The organism is Leisingera sp. F5 (assembly GCF_001593695.1).
Genome location: NZ_LUKH01000340.1, coordinates 1 through 2,798, shown reverse-complemented (window position 1 = coordinate 2,798; position 2,798 = coordinate 1). Strand labels below are relative to the sequence as shown.

At 62.4% G+C, this 2,798-nt stretch carries 4 protein-coding genes; 3 read left to right on the top strand and 1 reads right to left on the bottom strand.

Features of this window, described 5'->3' with window-relative positions; all coding sequences use genetic code 11:
• Nucleotides 1–559 (top strand): SDR family oxidoreductase (locus A2I95_RS29945; protein WP_291735732.1); only part of this gene is annotated, 559 nt, incomplete at its 5' end.
• Nucleotides 560–666: 107 nt separating this feature from the next.
• Here the strand turns inward: A2I95_RS29945 and A2I95_RS29940 are convergent.
• The gene (locus A2I95_RS29940) at nt 667–816 is read right to left on the bottom strand and encodes a hypothetical protein (protein WP_169730773.1); all 150 of its coding nucleotides are present in this window, start codon (nt 814–816) and stop codon (nt 667–669) included.
• Nucleotides 817–928: 112 nt separating this feature from the next.
• Here A2I95_RS29940 and A2I95_RS29935 point away from each other — a divergent pair, with 112 nt between their 5' ends.
• Both A2I95_RS29935 and A2I95_RS29930 read left to right on the top strand, forming a co-directional pair.
• Complete coding sequence (locus tag A2I95_RS29935) at nt 929–1,876, top strand: transcriptional regulator GcvA (protein WP_291735730.1); 948 nt, start codon at nt 929–931, stop codon at nt 1,874–1,876.
• Nucleotides 1,873–2,736 (top strand): EamA family transporter, encoded by an 864-nt coding sequence (locus A2I95_RS29930; protein WP_291735729.1) that lies wholly within the window; start codon nt 1,873–1,875, stop codon nt 2,734–2,736. The genes A2I95_RS29935 and A2I95_RS29930 overlap by 4 nt, the downstream gene beginning before the upstream one ends.
• Nucleotides 2,737–2,798: the final 62 nt, after the last annotated feature.

The following is a 2,798-nucleotide window of genomic DNA, read 5'->3' as shown; positions in this document are numbered from 1 at the left end:
TGTTGGCAACTACGAAGACAGCGCCGCCGGCATTGCCAAGGTCGAAGCGGATCTGGGTCCGATCGACATCGTGGTCGCCAATGCCGGCATCACCCGCGACGCGCCGTTCCACAAGATGACGCCGCAGCAATGGCAGGAAGTGATCGACACCAACCTGACCGGCGTGTTCAACACCGTTCACCCGATCTGGCCCGGCATGCGCGAGCGCAAGTTCGGCCGCGTTGTCGTAATCTCCTCGATCAACGGCCAGAAGGGCCAGTTCGCCCAGGTGAACTATGCTGCGACCAAGGCGGGCGATCTGGGTATCGTGAAATCGCTGGCCCAGGAAGGCGCGCGCGCAGGCATCACCGCCAACGCTATCTGCCCCGGCTATATCGCCACCGAAATGGTGATGGCGGTTCCGGAAAAAGTGCGCGAGTCCATCATTGGCCAGATCCCGGCCGGCCGTCTGGGTGAGCCGGAAGAGATCGCCCGTTGCGTGGCCTTCCTGGCCTCCGACGAATCGGGCTTCATTAACGGCTCGACCATATCGGCCAACGGCGCACAGTTCTTTGTCTAAACGGGTCTTCCTCTGATCTTTCGTATCGGAAGAAAGGGCAAGGGCCGGTCCTGATGGACCGGCCCTTTTCTATCCCGTAAGTGCCTTTTTCTGAAATCAGAGCGCGCTCAGGCCCAGCGGGAAACCTTGGGACGAAGGGCTGGCACAGGCCGCGCGCCAAACAGCCAGGTCCAGGCCTGTTTCAGCACCTGACCGCGTTCGGCATGGGCACGGGCCATGGCAGACTTCACGGCGGCATCAGCAGAGTATTCCAGCATCTTCGGCCTCCTTTTCGGATCAGTATCCATTACCTGCATTCAATATGAGGACGTTCCGTCAAACGCACAAACGAGACTTTGCAGAGGTTCAGTTAAGCTGTACTTGTGTGAAATGTCTGACCGCCTACCGCCCCTCACCGCTCTGCGCGCCTTTGATGCCGCTGCCCGCCACATGTCTTTTGCCAAAGCGGCGGAAGAGCTGAACGTGACCCCCGCTGCACTGTCGTTTCAGATCAAGTCGCTGGAGGAGCATCTGGGCCAGCCGCTGTTCCGCCGCCTGAACCGCGCGGTGGAACTGACCGAGGCGGGCAAGGCTCTGGCCCCCGGAGCGGCGGAAGGGTTCGAGGAGCTGACCGCCGCCTGGCGTTCGGTGCGGCGGCTGCAGGACAACACCACGCTGACAATAACAGCCGGGCCGGGGCTGACGGCGAAATGGCTGGCGCCGCGGCTGTATGAATTTGCCCGCGCCCATCCTGAGATCGACCTGCGGTTTTCGGCCACCCTGCGGATGCTGGACTTTGTCCGCGATGACGTCGATGTGGCGATCCGGTTCGGCTATGGCCCGGATGAAGGGTATTATGTGCTGCGGGTGCCGCCGGAATGGGTGACGCCGGTGATGTCTCCAGAGCTGGCAGAGCAGTACACCTCACCCGAAAGCCTGATGGAGGCGCCATTGATCTTTGACGAATCCATAGATTTTCTGGACCCGCCCTGCGATTGGCCCGCATGGTTCCGCACTCAAGGCATTGATTTCACACCGACGCATGGGTCGCATTTCTCGCAGGCTGACCATGCGATTGACGCCGCTGCCGCGGGGGCCGGCGTGGCCTTGGGGCGGCGTGGCATGGCGGTCACCGATCTGCACGCAGGCCGGCTGGTGGCCCCGTTCAAGACCGCAATTGAGACCAAGGCGCATTTCCGGTTTCTTTGCGCGCCCGGCACCGAGACGCGGCCGCAGATCGCAGCATTCCGGGACTGGTTTGTTGCCGAGATTGATAAAACCGCCTACGTCTCGGAGGCTTTTGAGATCATTCCTGTCGAGGACATCCCGCCGCCATGACCAAGACCCGCGCGACCGCCATCGGCTTTATCGCTGTGCTGCTATGGGCACTGCTGGCGGTGCTGACCGTGGGGTCCGAGCCAACGCCACCGCTGCTGCTGAATGCGCTGTGTTTCACCATCGGCGGCACGCTGGGGATGATCTGGACCGCCGCCGCAGGCAAGCTCAAACACCTGCGCTATGTGCCGCTGCGGGTCTATATCTTCGGCACCCTGGGGCTGTTCGGCTACCACGCGCTGTACTTCTCGGCGCTGCGGCTTGCACCGGCAGCAGAGGCCGGGCTGATCGCCTATCTGTGGCCCCTGTTGATTGTGCTGTTTTCCGGTCTGTTGCCCGGTGAGAAGCTGAAAGCGGGGCATCTTGCCGGCGCGGCACTGGGGTTTGCCGGGGCGGCGGCCATTATCTCGGGAGGCGGTGAAGGGTTTCGGGCGCAGTATCTGCCCGGTTACGGTCTGGCGCTGCTTTGTGCGCTGACCTGGTCGGGCTATTCGGTACTGTCGCGGCTGGTTGGCAAGGCACCGACCAGCTCGGTTGCTGTTTTCTGCCTGGCCACAGCCGTGGCCTCGTGGGGGCTGCATTTCGCGTTGGAGGAGACGGTCTGGCCTGCGGGCACGCTGGGCTGGGTTTCAACCCTGCTGCTGGGCCTCGGGCCTGTGGGGCTGGCGTTTTATGTCTGGGACATTGGCGTCAAGCAGGGCGACATTCAGATGCTCGGCACCAGTTCTTATGCGGCGCCTTTGCTGTCGACGCTTGTCCTGGTGCTGTCGGGCATCGCGGCGGCTTCATGGGGGCTGGCACTGGCGGCGGCGCTGATTACCGGCGGGGCGCTGATTGCGGCACGGGCCAGTGCCCGCGGCTGACTTGAAATTTGACCATCAATGATGGCTGGCACAATGAATAGCAATCTCAGAAAATGAAAAGA